Here is a 20,632-nt window from a genome sequence, read left to right as displayed (position 1 = left end):
TTTTTGATATGAGTACATGTTTTAGAACCCTGATCCGTTGTTCAGATTTTGTTCAAGCGCAGTATGATAACATTCCAAAAGGAGTTGATTGAAAAAAACAATAACCCTATGATGTAAACATACATAAGAATTCACTCATATATGGAGGCATGATAGTGAAAAGGAATATCCTAATCATTTTGAGTATTATCATGCTGTTTGTTAGTGTCTTTTCACTTGGCAATTGGCATTATATTACCAGTAACCATTCCAAAATTGTACAAGATGGAATGGTAAAGATATCCACCGAGCAATTACAAAGACCCGTTAAGCTGGAAGGCGATTGGGATTTCTATCCAAACGTTTTAATTCCTTCTTTGGAACAGATCAATAACGATCAGAATAAACGAATCACACTTGATGTGCCATTTAACTGGAGAGAGTATGTAGAGCCCAATAAAGAGGGAATTTCAGTTGGGACCTATTATGTCAAGGTACATGTACCAACGGAGGGATTCTACGGTTTGTTTATACGGACTATTCGTCAAGCGAATCGTGTGTTTATAAATGATGTAGAGGTAGGAGCAAAGGGGAAGACAAGCACAGTTTTAAGTGAATATGGATCCGAGAATGATGATAAATATACAGTTTTTGCTCGTAGCGAAAATAAAGAACTGAATATTGTTATCCATGTAACCAACTATAATTCCCCACAGGCTGGTATTGTCTATCCTATTGAATTTGGTACGATGGAAGTCATCCAGCACCAATATCGTTGGAAAGTATTTTTAGACGCATTAGTAACTATTGGGCATGTGTTATTCGGAATCATTTATATCTTTACATTTTTACAGAATCGTAAACGCAAAGAAGAATTATTTTTTGGTCTTTTTACCATTTCATTGGGACTGTATATGTCATTTATCAATCAAAAAGTGTTTTTCCTGTTATTTCCCGATATCTCCCCCTTCAATCAATTGCGTCTACAGCTCAGTATTATTCCGATAGCGCTACTAACTTTAACGCTGTTTATTCATTCGATGTACCCGCAAGTACAAAGAAGAAAAACAATATATATGTTTATGATTTTACTTGGGGTTGTAATTATTTTTTATGGTATTTATAACCCAATTACCCAAAATCACAGAGCTTCTTCAGATTTGGAGTTGTTCCTTAGAAAAATGGCGTATATCTGTGTTACGGCTCCAGTCATATTCTATAATCTATGGACTCTTATTAAAGTAATGTTACATCGCCTTGAAGGCGTTCGTTATGTTCTAATCGTGATTTCGGCTATTAGTTGTTATACCCTTTTACTGACTTTTAACTTTATGATGGGCGTTCCCATAGATTACACAGAATTCGCATTATTTTTACTAATATTATTCGGATTTGCTTCGTTATTAAATTCCCGTGCAAACCAGACTATTTTAAAAATCCAGGCCTTATCAGAGGAATTGCTCGCACATAATCAAATGAAGGATATATTTTTACTGAAAACTTCTCATGAATTACGGACACCCCTTAACGGTATTTTAAATTTATCAAAGTCCTTAATGGAAGGAGCTCAAGGCCCTCTAAAACGGGCTCAACAGGAGCAAGTCATTTTAATTCATAGTGTGACTCAGCGTTTAGGACATTTAGTAGAGGATTTGTTGTTCTCTTCGAATCAAATGACAGGAGAAGTAAGGGTTGTCCCTTCTATTGTTTCACCCTCTGTTATTACGGAAGTTGTGTTAGAAATTCGTAGTGTGATGCCAATGAATCACCTAGTAAGTATTGATGCAGAGGTTGGTTCGAATTTACCGAATATGTACACAGACGAATTACGTTTTAAGCAGGTTCTATACAACTTGCTGCACAATGCCATTAAATATACAGAAGTTGGAGAAATCATTGTGACAGCTTATGTCCATCAACATCAGATGGTCATTCAAGTAAGAGATACAGGCTGTGGTATTCCGGCACCAGATATAGACCGTATCTTTGATGCCTTTTATCAAGGAAATAATCATAAAAAAGAAGGGCTCGGTTTGGGATTAAGTATCACTAAAAACATTGTCGAAAAGTTAACAGGCGAGATTTATGTTACAAGTACGGTAGGAGAAGGTACTACATTTACAGTTACAATGCCACTTGCTAATGGCGAGCATATGAGCATTGAGCAATCATCTACCGGGCATAGAGCTAAAGAATTACAGCTTCAATTGCCACTCATGTATAAAGGAAATAATAAAAAGATACTTGTGGTGGACGATAACCATGTCAATATACAAGTTTTAGCTGAGGCGTTACGACTTAAGGGATATACTGTAATTGCAGTAGATAATGGTTTCGATGCAGTAGACTATATTAAGACGAATCAGGTAGATTGTATGTTAATCGATTTAATGATGAATGGAATGTCAGGTTATGAGCTGTGTAAGCAAGTACGAAAACAATATGATATGTTGGAACTACCGATTATTATCTTAACAGCGATCATGAAGCATTCTGATTTAGTGTTATCTTTACAAGTTGGTGCAAATGATTACTTACAGAAACCTATTTTAATGGATAAACTATTTATTCGTATTGAATCTCTGTTAGCCATCCGTCAATCTTCAATTGATGCAATTGAAGTAGAACTGAATTATTTGTATTCACAGGTCACACCGCATTTTGTCTACAACACGCTGAATACAATTATTGGTTTAAGCTATACGGATATGAACAACACACGAGAAGCACTCTACTGTCTTGCGACCTACTTCCGTGCCAAACTCAATGTCCATTACCGAAATAACTTTGTCTCTGTCGAAGAAGAGGTAGAGCTTGTCAAGGCATACTTATATATTGAAAAGATGCGTTTTGGTGACCGTTTAAATATTAAATATGATATTGATGAGTCCATTCAATTAATGATTCCAGCACTCTCCATTCAGCCATTAGTTGAAAATGCTGTTTTCCATGGGATCTCTAAGAAACAAGAAGGCGGTACAATTGAGGTAAGTATTCAACGGGAAGGCCAATTTGTCCGAATTAAAATCTATGATAATGGTGTAGGTATTCCTGAGGAAAAACTTCAGAAGCTGATTAATGAAGAAAGCACACGTATTGGTTTTATGAACCCATTAAAGAAATTCAAATTAATGAAAAATGCAAGTTTACGTCTATACAGCGAGGAAGGAAAGGGAACAACTATTGTCGTTTTATTACCAGAGGGTGGTGGAGCATGAACATAATTATTGTTGATGATGAAAAAATGGCAATCGATGTATTAAGTATTATGATTAAACGGTTAACGCAATTCCAGGTTTCAATCCAAGGGACATTTACAAATGCAGTAGATGCCCTTGGCTTTCTGGAGAAAGAGACCATTGAACTTGTATTTCTGGATATCGAAATGATCGATGTGCACGGTATGCAAATAGCTAGACAAATGTTACAAAAACACCCCTCCCTACAAATCGTTTTTGTGACAGCACATTCGCAATTTGCAGTGGATGCTTTTGAAGTAGAGGCTACCGATTATTTATTAAAACCTGTACATGAAAAGCGCTTGATTAAAGCGCTAACAAAAGCCCAGAAAAAATCGCATTTACAAGTTAAGGTGCCCCCTATGAATAAAAAAAGCCTGTTATATGCTCATACTTTAGGCAGTTTTTATCTGCTTGATCCTCAGCAGGAGGTAGTAAAATGGCGTACAAGGAAGGTTCGCGAACTTTTTTTGTTCTTATTATTTAATCAAAAAAGACCAATGTCGAATGCCATCATCGCAGAAGAGTTATGGCGAAATTTGGACTTTGAAAAGGCCTCAAGTAATTTACATACATCTATTTATCAATTGAGAAAGCTTTTAAAAGAAAGGGGAATACAAGATCCAATTCAATTAGTAAATAATCACTACCAATTAAATGTTGAAATTGAAAGTGATTATGAGGAACTCTATCAATTGTTAGAACGGGAAAAACATGATGAAAAATCGATTCAACAGTTAATTAATTGCTATGAGGGAGATTTTTTAGTGGAGGAGGAATACTTATGGGCTATCCAAATAAGACTCCGGTTAAAGCAGGGCGTATTGCATGCACTTGAACAATATGTCACTTGCACAAACTCAGTTAATCCCTTATTAAAATACAATTGCTTACAAATGCTGCTAGAACTAGATGAATTCAATGAACAATATATGTTTATATTATTAGAATTCCTAATTGAACAAAACAAAAAACAAGATTGTTTAAAATTCTTTGAAACTATACAGGCCAAATTAGCTGAAATAAGTCTTTCTGTTCCCGAAAGGATTTATAGGAGATTTAACGAATATCTGGCCAATACGTAAATTAACATAAGACCAAGATAAGTAACGGATTGGTAGATTATGCAATTTCCTCATTCGTTTCTTCTTAATTGAATTTAATTCTTTGTTAGCGTTCGTTACCGATGCAATGTTCTCCGGTAGCAGTCTGTTCAACGTTAAATTTCCAGCGTATACTCCCTCGACTTCCCCTCATAGACCAGTTGCAATCGTTCACGCTGGCGAAAATCATCCGGTGTCACCAGCGCAGGCCGCTTGTTCCACAGCTTGATGCCTGAACGTTGCAGAATCTCGGCTACTAATTGGGAGCAGAAGCAGGAGTTGCTGAACCCACCAGCTCACCCGAGCACCATATAATCACGCATCAATCTCATTTGACAGGGAGTTAACCGGGTTGTACTTTCGGTCGCAAGCATCCCAGCAATCCGCTGAACGGCCTCCTTGGCCTGCCTTTCTAGGAGAATACGAGTACTTTGATAACAAAGAAACCCAACTCTCGAAGGAGAACCGGGTTTCTCGACAATCTGAAGGACACTCTTTGAGTGCCCCTCATCCTAATTATCCAAGAATATGCGCTACACTCGGATATCGCACCGTAAACTCAGCACCCTCAATCCATTCGCTTGTAACAAAGTTCCGTCCCTTCACAACGACTCGATCCTTATAAATCTCCACATGAAGTCCTTCACTGCCCTCCAGATGTTCATCCTGATCCGTCCAGAGATAACCTACAGACGAAGCATTGAACATCGTTGGCATGTGGCCCGCACCATCGTACATCGTATGCTGCGCCTCCAACTGCCAATGGGTATGGCCTGAGAAGAGAATTGCTTGCGGGTATTTTTCTAGAACGGCTTTGAGTTCCGCATCCTGATTCACACCATACCATCCCTGTTCCTTCATTGATCCAGCTACCGTATCCATTAGCGGCTGGTGCAAGAACAGGAAGATGGGATGATCTGGCGTTGCACGCTCAGACAATTTTGCATCCAGCCACTCCAACTGTTCAACTGACATATCGCAATCCTTCGGGTGAGGTTGTTCAGTGCCCAGGAATATATAATGATACCCATCAATCCAATGATCGTGGTAAGAGCCCTTCATGCCGGTTATCGCTTCAAAATCACTCAACCGACGCTGCCATAACCCGGCAACCGTCATGGGGTCGACTCCTGAAGAGATCGGTCGCCCATCCTGATCCTCCTGCTCCGAAGGGGTAGCAGACAACGTATAAGTCCCGCCGGATAGTTGCTCAATCAGTGCAGCTGATTCAGCAGCAGTTTGTGTTGTGACCCGTTCTATATCTGCTTCTTGCTCCAACAACTCGGCTACTTCGTCCTCTTTCATCTCAAGCAAAACGATCGGCGGATCTTGCCATATCACAGCTCCAATATCATGATTCCCTACCGTGTACCGGATGTCCGGCAAGCTCTCCGCATGTTGCTTCCATATACGCTGCAACTCACGATATTCGCTCGGCAGCCCCCGATCCGTCACATCACCCACATGCATAATTCCGCTGCTCCCCTGACTGAATGTAGCTATGTCGGCTAATGCTTGGTCCAGATGCCGGTTATGAATATGGTCTGCCTCATCTCGCACATGTGTGTCCGTAATGACCTGGAAGCTGGCAATAGGTTGCTCCGGTGTATGTTCATTTTTCATCAAGAATCACTCCATTTCAGTCCAATAATGCCAATCAGAATAAAACCGATCCATACTATCGAATTGAGCCGCAGACGTTCACCAAAAAAGTAATGCCCCACAACGCCAATAAGCGTAATGCCCACGCCAGACCAGATCGCATAGGCCACAGCCAGCGGCATATACTTCACTGCATAATTAAGAAACGTAAAACTTGCAGCATAACAGACAAACATCAACACCGAAGGCCAGAACCGTGAGAACCCATCCGATACTTTTAGCAAAATGGTAGCGCTCAGCTCCAGACCAATGGCCAGTGCCAACAGTACCCAGCCCAAGTAGGCGTGACTGTTCGTCATCGATTCAGCCCGCCATTCAGCAATTCATGGAATGATTGAATCGTTCTGTCCGCCAAGCGGATTCTTCCCGGTTCTCCAATCCCAATCCTGTATCCTGCACCAGCGGTTCGTGCCATCTCCATGTCTCCGTCCGTATCTCCAATAACCACCGTATGCTGTACAGGTATTCCCAACCGTTCACAGGCAAGCAGAAGCATATCGGGGAATGGTTTACCTCGCTCCACCAGTTCGGTACCAATCACTACGTCAAAGAAGGAATCCAGCCCCATCCACTGCAAGTGCTTGACTGCACTAGGTGTATCATCCGCCGTCACGACACCCATAACCACGCCTTCGCTACGGCACTGTTCAAGGAATTCTCGAACTCCCGGTAACGGACGTGCCGGACGATGCTTCTCCATCTCTTCCTCTGCTTGCGCCAAACACTCCCGAACCATCATCTTGGCTTCCGCCCAGCTGAGACCCGCACGATATCCATGCCATGTTAACACGGCGTACACTTCATCCATGGTTCCCATCGCAAGCGGCCCGCGCACGTCATACCCATTCATTCGGCCTTGGTCATCGTGGAATGTACCCCAGATCTGTGGAAGTTCCTCTGTGTTGATACACAGTCCCCGGGTAGCTAGCTGGTCTCTGAAGCGATCCAACACACAATCGGTCCAGAACCCCCACATGCCCGTAAAATCAAGTAATGTCCCATCCTTGTCGAACAAAACAGCTTCTATCGGAAATGTTAATCCGTCTACATATATCTCTTCTTGCATTGGTTAAACTCCTTGTCTGCGATCTTGTATGAACGGAAAGGACGGTACAGCATGTACCGCCCTTTCCGCATGAGTTACTTATAGCAATACGTTTTGCTTGTAAGTCGAGCAGCTTCACGACCAAAGCTCGTGAAAGCCGTTCATCGATATCGTTATTTCGTTACACGATCCAGTTCTTTCTGTGCTTTTTCCTTCGCTTCCTTCAGCGCTTGTTCCGCTGGCATATTATTGATCTGCACCTGATCAGCTGCATCTTTCAATGCATCATTGATTTTGCCACCCGTTGGATCCTGGAATGGAGCCGAGGCGTGAGCTGCCTGTTGCAGTGGTACAGTGATCTGTGGATTTTCCTCGCTAAATTTCATGAACTCTGGATCTTGTTGAGCCGATTGACGTACTGCGATATATCCGGTGTTCATGGACCATGAAGCTGTGTTCGAAGTTTCGGAGAAATACGTGAGCCATTGGTATGCTGCCTGTTGTTGCTCTGGACTTGCCGCTGACGGAATACCTGCCGAAATCGCACTTGCTACCGGTTTTCCTTCACCAATACCTTCCCAGCCTGGTTGTTGCATCGCAGCAACTACACTGAAGTCCAAGTCCCCTTGGTCACCACTAGATCCGGTGTAACCTGCTGCTTTATTTTTCATCACATCATCAATCGTTTTGTACCAATACTCCCAGCCCTGACCTCCATAATGAATGCCCATAATCTTGTCTTCGTTAATCCATTTACGGAACAGCTCCCATGTCTCGATCCATTCCGGGGAATCAATCATGACGGTTTTGCCATCGTCGCTAAGAATCTGGCCGCCCTTACCCAGCACGGCATCAATCATATTGTCGCTGCCCCACATCGGTTCCCAACCGTAGAAGGTGGTCTTGCCATTCTCTTGCTTGCTCATCTTCGCAGCCGCCTCAGCCAGCTTCTCCCATGTCGTCAAACTTGCTGGGTCGATCCCGTTCTCCTTGAACGTATCCATGCGGTAATACATGATCTGGGTTGTACCGTACATTGGTAAAAAGTATTGCTTACCATCCACCTGTCCCTGGTTCAGGAATGTCTGAATGAAATCGTCTTTCTTAAAATTCGGATCAGCAGCAATCATCTCATCCATGGGCGCATAATACCCTTTGCGTGCCCAGTCTATATTGGAGCTAAGTACCGCAGCGGGAACATTCTTGGAAGCAATCGCTGCTTGCAGCTTCTGTTCCGTCTCCGTGTAATCTGCTTGTACAATTCCCTTCACAACGACTTCGTTCTGTGAGGCGTTGAACGCGTCAATCGTCTTTTTCATGTTATCGCCCAGATTACCACCCAGACCATACCAGAACTCGATCTCCACCGGATCTTTCGCCTGAACTTCGGTTCCACTGGCAGCAGCCGTCGTGCCTGATTCTGCGGGTGCTTGTGTTCCACATGCGGTCAGTAGAGCAAAGCTGGTCGCGAGTACCAGCGACATGCCACCCTTCCAGTTCAACCTCAATCTTTTTTTCCATGTCATGCTTGCTTGACTCCAGTTCATTGTCGTTCCTCCCGTTTTAGGTGAAATGGTGATTCATATCAGTTCTTGTTCACACCAGCCGTGATATTCACGCTCTGCATGATGGTCTTCTGGGTGAACAGGAAAAGAATAAGTAGGGGTGCAATGGTGAAGGCACTCGCAGCCATAATCTGTGGCCAAGCAAGTCCATATGCCCCGCCTTCTACAAAGAAACTGCGCAGACCAGCCGATACCAGCTGCAAGTCAGGGTCTTTGGTGATGAGCATAGGCCAGAAATAGTTGTTGTACTGTTCAATAAACGTAATCAGAACCATCACGGCGAAGCTTGAGCGAACAAGCGGCGTGATAATTGTCCAGAGAATCCGGAAGTGAGACGCACCGTCAAGCTGTCCAGCTTCCACCAATTCGTGAGATACCTGCATGAACGCCTGCCGGATCAAGAAGATTGAGAACACGCTAACACAGTTGGATACAATCAAGCCCGTGTAGGAATCTAGTAGATTAAGTTCGCTAAGCACCAGGTAACTGGGCAGATACACGGCTGTACTTGGTATCATATAACCCACCAGAATCAGGGATGTCAGTACACCTTTGAGACGGAATTTCATATGTGTCAGGGCGTACGCCATCATACTGGAGTTGACGATCTGAAATAGACAGATGGCTAAGGCTACCCCGGTACTGTTCAGGATGTAACGGGCAAAGGGTGCCGCATTCCAGGCATCCACATAGTTGCTCCACAAGAACGTCTCCGGCCAGAAGGTCGGCGGAAACTGCCAGATCTCATCATTGGTTTTGAACCCGCTAATGACCATCCAATAGAAGGGAAAGGCTGTACCCAGCGCGATAATGGCTAACAGAAGGTAGCGGATCAATTTACTTATTTTAAAATTCAGTTGTGACACGTTCTGCAACTCCTTGCGCTTCATCCGTTTAGACTTTTTGTTAGGCAACGTCATTGTCATTAGTAGTGCACCAGACGTCTGCCAAGCAGGAAGGATACACCCGACAGCAACACGCAGATCAGAATAATCACAACGGCGATGGACGAAGCCTCACCCACATTAAAAGATTCGAATGCCGACTGGTAATACATGTACAGTAACGTTCTCGTTGATCCCGCCGGTCCACCCTGCGTCATGACATTAATCTGATCATAGGCTTGCAAGGACTGGATAGTAAGAATAATCGAGAGAAAGAATGTTGTTGGTGAGATCAACGGCAATGTGATACTTCTGAACTTGTCCCAACCGTTGGCCCCATCGATCGAAGCTGCTTCAAGCAGATCGGACGGCAGATTTCGTAGTGCAACGAGATAAAATACCATTGCCCACCCAATCGACTTCCAGAGGGTGACGATCAGAACGGCAAACAGTGCCCAGTCAGCATCACGCAACCACCCAATCGGAGATACACCAGCCCAACCCAGCATAAGATTAGCAAGTCCCACTTCAGGCTCGAAGATCCAGGACCATGCAATGGACACCGCAACTGTCGGGGTAACCCATGGTGAGAAGAGTAATGTTCGGAAGATGCCGGATGATTTGATCTTGCTATTCATGAGCATCGCAAGCGCCAATCCGCCTACAATGGTTGGAATTACACTCCCCAGTCCGAATAACAAAGTGACTTTCAGTGATCGATAGAACTCAGAGTTTGTCAGCAGATAACTGTAATTGTCCAACCCAACGAACAGCTTGTCCGTGCTCATGAAGTCCCAATCGGTGAAACTGAGATAAACGATATATCCCAGAGGTCCCAGCCAGAAGATCAGCAACGGGATTAGAGCTGGCAGCGTGAATAGAACCGCCTCAGACTCCCTCCATAGTTTTAAACGCAAATCCCCCACTCCTTACTGTTCAATTTTTCTTTAACGATTGGGAATTTTTGAGTATAATCAGCTTTATATTTCTTCTGTACAAAATTAATTGTACACTCGTATTGAAAATTCTAATTCCGGCTTATGTTAAAATTGGAGCAAGTCATGTAAAATATGAGGCAGCTAGTGGGAACGCTATCATAAACCAGAGGTGACATTGTGGGAAAAGAAACTGCCGGGAACCCGAATCATTCTTCGTTACCTGATCGGCATGCGCTGAGGGAGAGAGTCATTGAGGCCATCGCCAATACGATGGATCTGTATGGGGTGAATCATACGTTTGGCAAATTATACGGCATCATGTATTTTGAAGATCGACCGATGACACTTGAAGAGATGAAGACCTCGATGAATATGAGCAAGAGCAACATGAGCTATGCGGTTCGGTCACTTACGGAGTCACAGATGATCTATAAACTGGAGGAAAAGAAGGAGCGCCAGGATCAGTATCTGGCAGAGACGGACTTTTATCGTACATTCCAGAATTTCTTCGGATCGAAGCTCCAACGGGAAGTGGATGTGATGTTAGAAGGCATTCGTGAGGTCATCCCTGACCTGTCGGCCATGATTCTTTCGGAGCATACTTCTTCCGAAGATCGAGATGATGCACTGCGTGATCTGCACAAACTCCAACACGCAGAGCAATATTACGTCTGGTTACAAGGATTCGTGGATCAGTTGCGGGACGGTAAGTTTTACGAGAGTTCTCCTCAGAAAAACGACTAATGTGCAGTAACCGCATTAAATGAGATACGCTCAAAGACAAGATTGAATAAGAAGTAATTCCAAAACGGTATGGGAACAAACCCTATGCCGTTTTTTTGATACAAAGCAAGGAAAAAGTTCTTAATGGACTAACGATTACATCACCGTCGGCATTGTATTTGGGCAATCGGTAACACAAAATGGGCTAATGCATAGACTGGGACTAAATAAAAACCAGATTCTTATGCATTGGAGATGTGAACATTGAGTAATCCAAAAAATAAGGTTAAGACTCAGCAAATTCCCATGAAAAAGCTTTCTCCCGTAAGCATTATATCTGAACTCCCACCTGTCCGCGGTAACGCAAGGACTTCCTCCTCAGTCCCCAAGCTCACCCATAATGAAAAGGACACATCCTCGGCTATCAATGAATGCGTAGATCGCGCTTTTCGTATTCCGATCTTTTTGAGTACAACCAACACGGTAAATGATCTGCAAGAACAATTTCTGAACCGTCCTATTGCAGAAATTGAAGATGCGTTGCTCTTCCCCCGCACATTGCCCGTGAGCGAACAATATCCGGAAAATATCCTGACGAATATACGACGCTTGGTTTTTTCAAGCTATGGCTTGCTCGCAATCAACTTCCAACGATTTTTTGTTCAAATTCTTCAATCCAATGTGGGTGGTCCACCAACGAGTACGCCGTTCTGGGAAGGATCTACTTTTTCTCAAATTGAACCTGCCATGGCTTTTCAATTCGGCATTCCAATCTTATTAGTTCGAGAGACGGGAACAGACGTCAGTAATGGTATCTGGGCTGGAGGAATTACACCTCTCAACATATTTGTAGATTGGGATTCCGAGAATCAATCCGTAGAGGATTTCTTTAACAGTGTTCAATGGAGAGAGGTCTTTGCATATTGGGCGGCAGAAGTTAGAGGTAACTATTTGCTCCGAACAGAGCCCATGTTCAATAATAATTAAATAATTACCATGAATTCAAAAGTGAGTCCGTTGTACCTCGGATCGCCTTTTATTGACCTCATAGATGCAAAAAAAGAGCAGGTTATCTTATCGATAACCTGCTCTTTTTCTGCATTCTGAGCTCTGTGCATTTGTAACAGATATTACTTCTGCGCAGCAGCTTCAATATCTGCATATGCCCAGTGTGTTGCTGGTACATCACTGAACGTTGGCGTAACTGCACCAGTGAGTGGTGTACGGTTGAACATTACATTTAGCACTTTCACGGCTTCTGCACGCGTCAACTTGCTATCCGGTTTGAATGTCCCATCGTTATAACCCACCATCAGGCCAGCGGATTGCACGTATGCAATCGCATCTGCTGCCCACAAGTCTGCGGATACATCTGTGAAGGAAACTGCTGTACCTGTCATTGTTGCTGTGTTTGCTTGTTGATTCTGCATCCAGCGATATGCAATGGTAGCCATCTGTGCACGGGTAATCGAACCTTCCGGTGCAAATTGAGTGTTGCTCATGCCGTTCATAATGCCAGCGGATTGAGCTTTTTGAATTTCATTTGTTGCCCAATGTGTCGCAGATACATCCTTGTAACTCACGCTATTCGTGGAACCTGTTGCCGCTTCAGCTGGAAGATTACGAGCCAGCATGGCTGCCATTTGTGCACGTGTTACGAATGCATCTGGACGGAAATCTGCACCAAAACCTTGGATATACGGTTGATGTGTACTTTGTGAAGCTTTCAACCCATCCACAACAACGAGGGTGAACGTACTGAATTTACTCACGGTAAATTCGATGCCTTCGCTGTTATCTGCGAGTTGCACCAGTTTGCCTTGAATCAATTCTTTGGTGCCGTCACTGTGTTCGATGTAGATCGCCAGGTTGTCCAAAGCCTGCTGACGAGCAGCCGGATCAGTCGGCAGACTGTCACGCAGTGGCAACGTAAGTGTTACCTCGCGGCTCTGCATATTCGTGTCGATCTCTACCGGACGAGCCAGTACGCGTACATTCGCATTCGGAGCAACCTGTTGAATCAACTGCTCTTTCTTCGCACGTTCTTCAACTTCTTTGCGCTCCGATTCTTTTTTCAGTGGAACCACACGGAAGTACAAGTCTTGATCGAATCCGGCGATGGAATTCGTCGGAACGGAGATCACTACATTTTCAGTAGAGATTTCAAGTTTCAGCGAACCATCATTCAGTTCTTTCACCGCCGCCTTGGGTACTTCAATACGTGTCTCGGACACGGCATCTTTAGTGTCTGGAATCACGATGCGTGCAGTGTTCATGTTCAATTGTTTTGCTTTTTCCACTGATTCCTTGGCGATGGCCTCGGTCATTTTCACCAAGTCTTTGATCGTGCCGTTGGTTTCGGTTGTACGGGTGATCGGTGTCTTGGTCAAGTTGGTACCGTTCGTTCCGTTAACGTCAACCACGATCTGTTCTTGTTTCGTTGTTGGTACAGGTGTGGAGGTTACAGGTGTAGACGTAGAACCGCCCCCATTACTTCCACCTGGGTTAGGCGTTGAGCCATTATCAGTGTTGCTATCTCCATTCGCTGTAAAGACAATCTTCACGGCGCGACCTGGCAGTTCATCGCTGATTGCTTTGTAACGAACCCACACCGTTTTGTTACCGCTAAAATCAAGTTTCTGAATAGAGGCAACATCAATCCAGTGCAACTTATTGTCAAAGGAAATCTCCATCATGTCGTCCAAGCCCGTTAGGGTGTTATTGATGTCATTCCCCTTTACATTAGGAGCCGTGAAGAATCGGTTAAATACATATTGTAGATTCTCAACAGTCTCGTAGCTGTCTTGTTCAGTGAGTAACCATTCTGCCAATTCCTTTTGGTCTTCAGGACTAAGCTCTGCTCTTTTGGATAAATCAAGGGCACCTGTACGATCAAATTTGTATTTGTTAAAGAATGCTTCACCTGTAATTCGATCATTCATAGCTGAATCAAGCCATTGATCCATTCGATCAACCTTGGTAGCCTTATCGATAGACTGGTATGGCGTAGTCAAGAGCCCCAGCACAACCATAGGTTCCACGATATCCCCTTGGAAATCCCCTTCTAACCTCTCGTAGGCTATTGAATACAAGTATCTATAAGCAAAAACACTTTTATCTACTTTGTTGGTTCGTTTCAAATACTCTTTACCAATGCTACGAAATTTCTCGTTTTGTTGATCATTAAAGGACACTGGCAAATCTGCTAACTTCTGCGAAAGTTCATCCAGCTTGTTTTTAAGAGTAACAAGTTGCTTTTGCTCCCAAACAGATTGGGCCAGAACAGCAAGCTCCATCATATATTGAACTTGTTCTTTATTTTTGTAATCTTTATTTACATATTGAATCAGGAACTCTGCAATGAAATTTTTGACCTGCGAGCTTAGAGCGCCGTAGCCATCAGGCAGAGTAATACCCAGATCCGGGTTTTCCATAGCTACACGCATAGCATCTCTATCAAAGTTACTTTTTGCAGTATTTAAGACAGTCAATGGATCGGTTTCGTTATCATCAGGGAAAAATTTATTAAATGCAGTCTGAATTTCTTCAAAACTTGCATATCCACCAAGTGGTCTCTGGCTAAGCATATGGTCTGCCAGTTGTTCTCGTTCTTCAGAGTTGAGATTATCCAATTTGCTAACATCCAGCGGGAATTTTCCAAGTGGAATCTCCACGTCTTCATCGGAATTATATCTCTCAATATCTCCCTGAATTTCTAACATATTTATTAACTTTTTCAACATTTCTTCTGATGTTTCTACTTTGTTAATAAAAGGGGTTTCATCCAGTGCTGATTGCGTATAATTCAGTATCTCCGAGATATTGAGTTTTTTTGTGAGTTTACGCTCATATCTAAAAGCTGCCATACGTCTTTCAACTTCGGAGGAATTGAGATAATAGTGAATAAGTTCATAGTATTCATCATCTGCTTCTATATCATTGAATTGTTGCTGTATTCGTTCGGCTTGTTTATTAAAAAATGCATCAAGGACTTCTCTGGAGTCAGTTCCTCCAATTTTGTGAGGAAGCTCCAAGGCTTGCAAGGCTAACTGCACTACATATTGGACTTGTTCCTTACTCTTATACCTACTAGATGCTGGCGGACTTGATTCCTCCAACATATACTTTGCAATTTCAGATTGTTCTTCTTCAGATAATGATTCAAAATCCGGAGTAGCAATGAAATTTTTGTTACTAAGCAGCTCTATTACTTCTGGGATGAAATCGGTAATAGGATCCTGATCTTTTTTCTCTTTGATATCGTTAAATTGCTCCAACAAGGCTGAACTATTGGGTTCGAAAAACGCATCAAATTCTTTCTGAACTTCGGATACCGTTTCATAACCGTTTTGCGGCTTATGATCAATCATCCACTGAGCCAGCTCGGATTTTTCTGTGTCATCTATATTAGACATTTTATCCATATTTACTGGAAATGGCTGAACGCTAATATTGGGATTCCACTCATTGAACATACTAGTCATGAAGTAGTGTTCATACATGCCAGTTAATGTTTTCTTCATGACTGAACCTTCATTGGGAACGTTAATCGGAAGGTATTCGGACAGCGTTTTTATTAATGCATCAAGCTGACCCTGGTAATGGATTTTATCTGGGTTGGGCCCTATAACAGGTTCAAACATGATAATATTCGTAAAAATTTGCTTATCGGCGCCTTTCAACAAGCTGTATTTAGCACTCGCTTCAACCATTGGTTCGGCTTGATCAAAAGGAAGAAAACTAGTGGCTTCTCGATACGAAGTGTCGTATAGATGATCCAAAATTTGTTGGACATAATCCGGATTTTTTTCTCTGGGCAGGACTACTAATTCGTGTAGTAGAAGGAAAACGTCCAGAATCTGATCAGAACTACTGTAATCCGTCCCGCTCGGTAGCAAGAGTATCATGCCTCGTGCGATTTCACTCTTTTGAATACTATCCAACTCGTTATATATACTGTCTACACCAATTATGCCGTCATCTTCCAATACACTCTGAAGATTTAAAACAATCTCTTCAATATCCTTATTTGAATTTTTTAATTCATTCATTTGCTCTACTGGAGTAACCGGGTCAGCACTTGCAACCCCACCAACGCTAACCACCTGTAATAACAGAACCGCAACTAAAAGGCAGCTTATCAGCTTTCTGTAATTCATGTACTTGATCCTCCCGATCTCATGTTTTTTTACATATAAATTTATTACCTCTGATACGTAAGGCCTATTGTAGTGCACTGCAATAAACAGAATCTAAACAAAAATTGAAAATAAAAGGAAAAAGACCCACCCTGTAGTATAAAACAGGGTGGGTCTCAATTTTTTTCGCCATATTTCATCATTTTATTTTTAAAATAATATTCTTATAGACCTATATAACTCAGACTCTTAAATCAAGGTGTACCCGCCATCCACATACAATGTGCTGCCGGTCGTGAATGTATTGGTCATTAACTACGTGACGGTATGAGCAATTTCTTTATTGTAGCCAATTCGCTTGTGTAAGCCTTACCATTTCTTTATAATTTCGTTCAGATGCACAATATGAATATCGGGCAGAATCATTAATTAGAGAAGAAGTACATTTTGCACGATGATATGGAAGGGGAGGAGCTCTGTTGTTGCAGCTTTCGGAAAAACAGGCGCAGGATATTGTAGATAAAATGATGCAGGACATTCCATACAACATCAACATTATGAATGAGCACGGCATTATTATTGGAAGTGGTCAGAAGGAACGTGTGGGCACCGTTCATCAGGGTGCTGTCCGCGCGTTGACGACAGGAAGCATGATTGAGGTCTGGCGGGATGGCATACTTGAGAAAATGGGCACCAACGAACCGATTCTCATCAATCAGCAGCATGTCGGAGTCATTGGCATATCCGGTCATCCGGATGAAGTTCGGCCTTTCTGCAATATCGTGCGCACCACCGTATCTCTCCTGATCGAACAGCGTAACCAATTGGAAAGTATAGCCCATGAAGCTTCACGTAAAAAAGCCTTTATCGAACGACTGCTGAACCAATCCGGCTCCTACTCACAAAAGGTCAAAAAGGAAGCTCTGCAATACCGTATTGATCTGCAATTGCCCACCATTCTTCTATATATCCGTTTCCCCAGGAAATCCATGGCTGCTGACACTGAGATCAACCGAATATTGCACCAAGTTCCTTCATTCTCTGTTGAAGGTGATGGCGACACACAGATCATTCTGATTCAGAATGAAGCAGATGTTGATCCTACAATCCAGACTTTGAGACAGATCACATCCGAAGCGTTCATCGCCGTCAGCCGAAAAGAAGCGAATATCGCCATCGGTTATGAACAGGCCCGGTCTGTGATGAACATCCTGCTGGCACTTCAACCAGATTCGCTGATCATTCGGTATGAGGAAGTGCCCTTTCTGGTACGATTCAGCGCAGCTGACTTAACGCCTCATGCCAACATCGTCAGCAAACTTGAGGACACAGCTGATCTGCTGGATACCCTGCGCAGTTTTATCCATCATAACGGCAGCATGACCACGACAGCAGACCATCTCAATATTCACCGCAATACCCTTCAATATCGGCTTAAACGCATACTGACCCTGACGGGCAAAGACCCCCGTAATTTGCTGGAACTCATTGAACTTACCCACGGACTACTCGCGTTCTACCAATAACGTCAGAACAGCTTCGAAAATAGCAAAAGACGAGACACAGATCACCTGATTTCAGGCATATCCGTATCCCGTCATTTTACATCGCATTCCAATACGATCACGTAACTCCCCGTACGATCCTGATCGTCACTGATCTAAGAGAGTAGACCCAGTTTCAGCACCCTGGCAATATTCTCGGTTGTACGCTCTACATTTTCCGGGCCTTCCCGCAATAGTCGCTCCAGATCCGCTGCCCCCGGCACAATACCGAATATGGCATCAATGCCTTCCGCGTACAGGGTGTCGATCCCTTCACCCACGAAGCCTGCAAGGGCAATCACAGGTTTACCCGCTTCCTTGGCTGCCCGAGCAACGCCATATGGCGTTTTACCAAATTTCGTTTGGAAGTCAATACCGCCCTCGCCCGTAAATACCACATCTGCAGCAACCAATTTTTCACGCAACTCCGTATATTCAATGACAATTTCAATCCCTTTACGTAGCACTGCCTGTGTAAAAATCAAAAGTCCCGCACCCAATCCGCCAGCCGCTCCGGCACCTGGTACATCACGAATATCTTTGCACAGTTGCAGTTTCACCACATCTGCATAATGGGACAGGTTCGCATCCAGCTGCTCAACCATCTCTGGGGTAGCCCCTTTTTGTGGCCCAAATACCCTTGATGCACCATGCTCCCCACAGAGTGGATTGGTCACATCACAGACGACAATGAATTCCACTTCCTTCAAACGCTCATCCAGACCGGATACATCAATCTGAGCCAGTTGATCCAAAGCCCCACCACCCCGCGCAAGCGGTTGACCCTGTGCATTCAGAAACTTCGCACCAAGCGCTTCAGCCATACCAGTACCACCATCATTAGTGGCACTGCCACCAATGCCAATAATAATTTTACGGATACCCAGATCCAGACATGCCCGAATCAACTCTCCTGTTCCATAGGTTGTCGTCCGTAACGGGTCTCGAGCTTCCTTGGTGACCAGATGTATGCCACTGGCCGATGCCATCTCAATGGCCGCCGTTGTTCCATCACCCAGAATGCCATACTGGGCAGTCACTGTCTGACCTAATGGTCCGCTCACCTCTTGCTGGTGAAGGGAACCGCCGGAGGCATCCACAAGGGACTGCACCGTGCCTTCCCCGCCATCCGCCATGGGTACATGAATATATCCTGCGGTCGGATATATTTTACGCAATCCTTTTTCCATCGCGATACATACTTCTTTCGCTGTCATGCTTTCTTTAAACGAGTCTGGTGCCAGAACAAACGTCATCCCTCTATTTTCTACCGTATCTCTCATCTCTCTCACTCCATCCGTTAAATTAAAGAATTAAAGGATAAATCCGTACAATATCGTTGCGACAATAGCCATCGTGCCACCCACAATCGCTTCATATGGAATAACGCCCATCCGCTGACGAATTGTCATCTTCATGCTGTCAGCCGACACGTGAAAGTAATTCCCCTGTGGTAGGGAATCGATAACGGTAGCCCCGGTGTGCACCATAACAGCGGCTGCGAGCGGTGCTGTGCCCATGTTCAGGATGGCATCACCGAAGGAACCTGTTGCCAAGATAACCCCCGTCGATGTCGAAGCCGTTGCTGCTGCCATCAGAATGCCCGCGATCGGAGCGAGGAAGGTACCGGACATGCCGGACGCTTCAATTAGACCCACCACCTGACCTGACAGATCTGAAGCAGAGATGAGTCCTGCTATTCCGCCTGCACCCACTAGAATGAGCACAGTTGCGGTCATTTTGTTTAACCCTGAAGTTGTATATTTTACAATGTTTCTGCCTTGCCCCATCGCCAGCATACCGATGATGCCTGCAATCGGCAGGATGTACATCGCATCCACTTTGAAGGTGGTTAAAGCTTCAATGCCAGCAATGGAGCCAATGGGATTAATCATCAATAGGACGATCGCTACCAAGGGAGCAACAATGGCCTTTTTCAGTGGTGGATACTTCGATGTATCTATATCGCCCTGTTCGGCTTCCTGGTCAGAAACCATAACCCCTTTGTTCTTGAGCATTGAAGCTACAATTACAGTTACAATCAAGCCGCAGATGGCGGGAATTACGCCTGCCAGCATAACGTTGCTCAGGTCCAGATCGAATCCTCGTGCTGCTGCAATGGTATTGGGGTTCGGAGAAATAATGTTCCCCGCCTTACCTCCACCCGATAAAGCCAGCAGTAGGGCCAATTTGGATATGCCCATTTTATTACCTACAGACAATGCAATTGGTGCAACGATCAGCACGGCTACGGGGATAAATACCCCAACCGCGGTAATGATCATCGTAGCCAGTGCCAAGGCGAGAATCGCTTTGCTTCCGCCAAACTTACGTACAATCGCCTGCGCTATCGTCTCCGCTGCTCCCGATTCCATCATCACACCTGCAAGCACCCCGGCTGCCAGTACGCGGAGTACGGTTCCCATGACACTTTGGGTGCCATTCACCAGTATATTTACGGTCTCTTCCAGATTGGCGCCGCCAATTAAAGCGCCTACAATTGCACCCAGAAATAAAGAATAGACCGGATTCAGCTTCCTCAAAATTAAAATGATGGCAATAGCCAGTCCTGCCAGCGCGCCAATCCAGCTAATTGTTAAAGGTTCCATTATTAATTGCCCCCATGCACTTGTTGAACACGCTTTCATTATAGTTGCTGGAGACGATAATAAATATTGATGAAAGGACGAAATTCATTGTGCATTTGCACAAACAGACCAAGCGCTAAAGAATCTGAGAAGTCTTATTAAGCGGTTTGAAACGCCCACAGAAATCTAAAGAACCTGAGACACGCTATATCTGGATAAATAAC

General features: G+C 44.0%; 14 protein-coding genes. 5 read left to right on the top strand and 9 right to left on the bottom strand.

Annotated elements, in window-relative coordinates; genetic code table 11:
• Window positions 1–155: 155 nt before the first annotated feature.
• Together AB4111_RS19870 and AB4111_RS19865 are read left to right on the top strand one after the other, a co-directional pair.
• Window positions 156–3,197, top strand: a complete 3,042-nt coding sequence (locus AB4111_RS19870) for an ATP-binding protein (RefSeq protein WP_442032914.1) — start codon at window positions 156–158, stop codon at window positions 3,195–3,197.
• Window positions 3,194–4,303 carry a response regulator gene (locus AB4111_RS19865; RefSeq protein WP_442032913.1) on the top strand — a complete coding sequence of 370 codons (1,110 nt, stop codon included), beginning with the start codon at window positions 3,194–3,196 and terminating at the stop codon, window positions 4,301–4,303. The genes AB4111_RS19870 and AB4111_RS19865 overlap by 4 nt, the downstream gene beginning before the upstream one ends.
• 534 nt (window positions 4,304–4,837) lie before the next feature.
• On the opposite strand, the gene AB4111_RS19860 is transcribed toward AB4111_RS19865, so the two are convergent.
• The 6 genes from AB4111_RS19860 to AB4111_RS19835 form a co-directional block, all read right to left on the bottom strand.
• The gene (locus AB4111_RS19860) at window positions 4,838–5,944 is read right to left on the bottom strand and encodes a metallophosphoesterase family protein (RefSeq protein ID WP_442032912.1); all 1,107 of its coding nucleotides are present in this window, start codon (window positions 5,942–5,944) and stop codon (window positions 4,838–4,840) included.
• Window positions 5,944–6,282, bottom strand: a complete 339-nt coding sequence (locus AB4111_RS19855) for a DMT family transporter (protein WP_339238744.1) — start codon at window positions 6,280–6,282, stop codon at window positions 5,944–5,946. Before AB4111_RS19855 ends, AB4111_RS19860 begins: the two co-directional genes overlap by 1 nt.
• Window positions 6,279–7,049 (bottom strand): HAD family hydrolase, encoded by a 771-nt coding sequence (locus AB4111_RS19850; RefSeq protein WP_442032911.1) that lies wholly within the window; start codon window positions 7,047–7,049, stop codon window positions 6,279–6,281. The genes AB4111_RS19855 and AB4111_RS19850 overlap by 4 nt, the downstream gene beginning before the upstream one ends.
• Window positions 7,050–7,201: 152 nt before the next feature.
• Window positions 7,202–8,575, bottom strand: coding sequence for an ABC transporter substrate-binding protein (locus tag AB4111_RS19845; protein ID WP_442032910.1), 1,374 nt, complete (start codon window positions 8,573–8,575; stop codon window positions 7,202–7,204).
• Between the two features lie 38 nt (window positions 8,576–8,613).
• Complete coding sequence (locus AB4111_RS19840) at window positions 8,614–9,483, bottom strand: carbohydrate ABC transporter permease (protein ID WP_442033284.1); 870 nt, start codon at window positions 9,481–9,483, stop codon at window positions 8,614–8,616.
• A 35-nt stretch (window positions 9,484–9,518) separates the two neighbouring features.
• Window positions 9,519–10,394, bottom strand: coding sequence for a carbohydrate ABC transporter permease (locus AB4111_RS19835; RefSeq protein WP_442032909.1), 876 nt, complete (start codon window positions 10,392–10,394; stop codon window positions 9,519–9,521).
• 198 nt (window positions 10,395–10,592) lie between these two features.
• On the opposite strand from AB4111_RS19835, the gene AB4111_RS19830 reads away from it, so the two are divergent.
• Together AB4111_RS19830 and AB4111_RS19825 are read left to right on the top strand one after the other, a co-directional pair.
• Window positions 10,593–11,159 carry a GbsR/MarR family transcriptional regulator gene (locus AB4111_RS19830; protein WP_253442005.1) on the top strand — a complete coding sequence of 189 codons (567 nt, stop codon included), beginning with the start codon at window positions 10,593–10,595 and terminating at the stop codon, window positions 11,157–11,159.
• Between the two features lie 243 nt (window positions 11,160–11,402).
• Window positions 11,403–12,125, top strand: coding sequence for a hypothetical protein (locus tag AB4111_RS19825; RefSeq protein WP_442032908.1), 723 nt, complete (start codon window positions 11,403–11,405; stop codon window positions 12,123–12,125).
• Window positions 12,126–12,268: 143 nt separating this feature from the next.
• On the opposite strand, the gene AB4111_RS19820 is transcribed toward AB4111_RS19825, so the two are convergent.
• Window positions 12,269–16,297 carry an S-layer homology domain-containing protein gene (locus AB4111_RS19820; RefSeq protein WP_442032907.1) on the bottom strand — a complete coding sequence of 1,343 codons (4,029 nt, stop codon included), beginning with the start codon at window positions 16,295–16,297 and terminating at the stop codon, window positions 12,269–12,271.
• 458 nt (window positions 16,298–16,755) lie between these two features.
• On the opposite strand from AB4111_RS19820, the gene AB4111_RS19815 reads away from it, so the two are divergent.
• The gene (locus tag AB4111_RS19815; protein WP_442032906.1) at window positions 16,756–17,802 is read left to right on the top strand and encodes a CdaR family transcriptional regulator; all 1,047 of its coding nucleotides are present in this window, start codon (window positions 16,756–16,758) and stop codon (window positions 17,800–17,802) included.
• Between the two features lie 134 nt (window positions 17,803–17,936).
• On the opposite strand, the gene AB4111_RS19810 is transcribed toward AB4111_RS19815, so the two are convergent.
• Window positions 17,937–19,103: a glycerate kinase gene (locus AB4111_RS19810; protein WP_442032905.1), complete on the bottom strand. Its 1,167-nt coding sequence runs from the start codon at window positions 19,101–19,103 to the stop codon at window positions 17,937–17,939.
• 30 nt (window positions 19,104–19,133) lie between these two features.
• On the bottom strand, window positions 19,134–20,429 hold the full coding sequence (locus tag AB4111_RS19805; protein ID WP_442032904.1) for a GntP family permease: 1,296 nt from the start codon (window positions 20,427–20,429) through the stop codon (window positions 19,134–19,136).
• Window positions 20,430–20,632: the final 203 nt, after the last annotated feature.

Origin of the sequence: Paenibacillus sp. 2KB_22 (assembly GCF_052115745.1) — a bacterium.
GTDB lineage: Bacteria > Bacillota > Bacilli > Paenibacillales > Paenibacillaceae > Paenibacillus.
Note: the sequence above shows the minus strand (reverse complement) of the source record. Positions and strands in the feature narration are given on the sequence as shown.